The 2,939-nt window shown below is 55.7% G+C and carries 3 protein-coding genes and 2 tRNA genes; 1 reads left to right on the plus strand and 4 read right to left on the minus strand.

All coding sequences use genetic code 11. The features are described 5' to 3' along the window. Positions 1–298: 298 nt before the first annotated feature. From ACTO5E_RS10645 to guaB, 4 genes are all read right to left on the minus strand, one after another. The gene (locus ACTO5E_RS10645) at positions 299–802 is read right to left on the minus strand and encodes a hypothetical protein (RefSeq protein WP_482303505.1); all 504 of its coding nucleotides are present in this window, start codon (positions 800–802) and stop codon (positions 299–301) included. 132 nt (positions 803–934) lie between these two features. Further along, positions 935–1,009, minus strand: a tRNA-Glu gene (locus ACTO5E_RS10650). A gap of 3 nt (positions 1,010–1,012) precedes the next feature. After that, positions 1,013–1,089: transfer RNA gene (locus ACTO5E_RS10655), tRNA-Met, on the minus strand. A 95-nt stretch (positions 1,090–1,184) separates the two neighbouring features. Continuing rightward, the gene (guaB, locus tag ACTO5E_RS10660) at positions 1,185–2,663 is read right to left on the minus strand and encodes an IMP dehydrogenase (protein WP_482303509.1); all 1,479 of its coding nucleotides are present in this window, start codon (positions 2,661–2,663) and stop codon (positions 1,185–1,187) included. 44 nt (positions 2,664–2,707) lie between these two features. Here guaB and ACTO5E_RS10665 point away from each other — a divergent pair. Then, a partial coding sequence (locus ACTO5E_RS10665) for a hypothetical protein (protein ID WP_482303507.1) occupies positions 2,708–2,939 on the plus strand: 232 nt, incomplete at its 3' end.

The following is a 2,939-nucleotide window of genomic DNA, read 5'->3' on the forward strand; positions in this document are numbered from 1 at the left end:
GCCCAAAAGCCCGCTGATAGAGGTCTGCCGCCTCCTTGCTGTTCTTCACATAGATGCCGATGCCAAAAGAAAAATCCATAACCCAACCCGTCCTTTCTTTTTTGTGACATGATATAGTTAACGCAGTTCAAAGAGGTACTACCGCTTTGTACCTAGCGGCACAGGCATGTCCGCGCTGCCCTGCTTGAAAATCACTATTTGCTGATTTTCAAGTGCGTTTACTATATCACATGGCATGGGGAAAGTCAAGAAAAGCCGCTGTCCTGTTCAGGCAGCGGCTTGATTTGTGATTTTATGCTCAGGAGTGAAAGCTGACGAACAGGTCGACAACCTCATCCCGCTTTTCCGTGTTCAGCTGGTCGTTACTGGCGTCGGTGTAGATCATCATATACTTGCCGCTGAGGGTGGCGGGGACGTCGTTGCCGAGCAGGGTGAAGAAGCCTTTCTCCTTTACGCTGTCCAGACACTCCTTGGCCTTGCCGTCAGAGCTGTCCAGGTCGAACTCATAAAACTCCACCTGCGCGGTGCTGCTGTTGAATTTGAACCGGTAGCGGTAGCCCCCCACAGCGCCAATCTCCTTGTAGGACATCTCAACCCTTTCGCCGGCCACTGCGTGATTCTCCTGCATGTATTCACACAGACCGTCCAGGTTGTCCTCAAAGCCGTCAGGCGAAACAGCTGTCTGCTGAATGCCGGAGGAGGGGGACTCAAGAGTTTCCAGCTGCTCCACAGGTCCGCCACAGGCAGCCAGCGTCAACACAAAAAGGCCGGCCACTGCCAGACCCGCTATTCTTTTCCACATCAACAGCACCTCAAATCATTAAAAATTCAGGATAAAAGAAAAACGCCGCAGCTTTACGCCCAGCGTCCTTCCTTGGTTTGCCCAGGTCCTGCCAAGAACACACCGCTCTCGGCCTCCGGACCCCGACTCATTTGGTGACCCGGACGAGAATCGAACTCGTGTTACCGCCGTGAAAGGGCGGTGTCTTAGCCGCTTGACCACCGGGCCATTTGGTAGCGGTAAATGGATTTGAACCATCGACACATCGGGTATGAACCGATTGCTCTAGCCAACTGAGCTATACCGCCATATTGCGCCCCGTCCTGCGGGACGCTCTTAATTATACTGCATTGAAAAGAGAATGTCAATAGCTTTTTCGTGAATTTTCCAGAAAAATTGTCCTTTAAGAGAGAACCGAGTAGTTGGGCGCCTCTTTGGTGATTTGAATGTCGTGGGGATGGCTCTCCTTCAGCCCCGCGCCGGTGATGCGCACAAACTGAGCCCTGTCGTGGAGCTCCTGAATGGCGCCGCAGCCTGTGTAGCCCATGCCTGAGCGCAGGCCGCCCAGCAGCTGGAAGATGGTCTCAGCCAAAGGCCCCTTGTAGGGCACTCGGCCCTCTACGCCCTCAGGCACAAACTTCTTCTGCTCTCCCTGGAAGTACCGGTCGCTGCTGCCCCTGCCCATGGCCCCCAGACTGCCCATGCCCCGGTAGACCTTGAACTGACGGCCCTGATAGAGCTCGTAGTCTCCGGGAGCCTCCTTGCAGCCGGCTACCATAGAGCCCAGCATGACAGCCTCAGCCCCTGCCGCCAGAGCCTTGACAATATCGCCGCTGTACTTGATGCCGCCGTCGGCAATGACAGGGACATTGTGCTTGCTGGCCTCGCTGGCCGCGTCAAACACAGCGGTGACCTGGGGCACGCCAATGCCTGCCACTACCCGGGTGGTGCAGATTGAGCCAGGGCCAATGCCCACCTTGACGCAGTCCGCCCCTGCATCGATCAGGGCTTTTGCCCCCTCGGCCGTGGCTATGTTGCCGGCAATGACCGGCAGATTGGGGTAGGCCCCCTTGACCTTTGCCACAGCCTTGATGATCCCGTCGTTATGACCGTGGGCAGAGTCCAGAGCCACCACGTCGACCTGAGCCTCCACCAGAGCGGCAACCCGGTCCAGCACATCGGCAGTGCCGCCAATGGCCGCGCCGCACAGCAGCCGGCCGCTCTGGTCTCTGGCAGAGTTAGGGTAGCGCACAGCCTTCTCAATGTCTTTAATGGTAATCAGGCCCTTCAGGCGCATATTGCCGTCCACCAGGGGCAGCTTCTCAATGCGGTGCTTTCTGAGAATCTCTTGGGCCTGCTTCAAAGTAGTGCCCACCGGCGCAGTGATCAGGGGCTCCCGGGTCATCACGTTTTTTACCGGCTGATTGAAGTCCTCGCCCTCCATAAAGCGCAGGTCCCGGTTGGTGATAATGCCTACCAGCACCCCATCCTCGCAGATGGGGACCCCGGAAATTTTAAAGCGGCCCATCAGCTCCTCTGCTTCCTTCACCAGGCTGTCAGGAGAAAGGAAGAAGGGGTTTGCGATGACGCCGTTTTCGGAGCGCTTCACCCGGTCCACCTGGTCGGCCTGGCGCTCAATAGTCATATTCTTGTGGATGATGCCCAGACCTCCCTCCCGGGCAATGGCAATGGCCATGTCAGACTCTGTGACCGTGTCCATGGCAGCAGTGAGAATGGGGGCGTTCAGGCGGATGGTTTTGGTGAGCTGGGCGGAAAAATCCACCTCGCTGGGCAGCACATGGGACTCGGCGGGGATGAGGAGGACGTCGTCAAAGGTAAGGCCCTCTTTGACAAACTTTTGTTGGAAGTCCATTTTCAGCATAAGCACACTCTCTTTCCTCATTTAGTTTTTGGGACAGGGGGGATTTGGGGCTGTTATTAAATGAAAATTATAACACTGGCAGAGAAAAATTTCAAGCAGGAAGACGAAAGAAATGCCGACGAAAAAAGTGGTGGAAAATGGCGGTTTATCGGGTAAAAATCATGAATGGGGGAGAATGCCGCAGTCAGAGGGAGAGCTTTAGAGCACAGCATTGGGCGGAATTTCCTGCCGCAGGTCAAGACTTTTCCACAGAGCTCTGCGCTCACTGTGGATATC

The sequence above is a fragment of the Acutalibacter sp. genome (assembly GCF_056800975.1).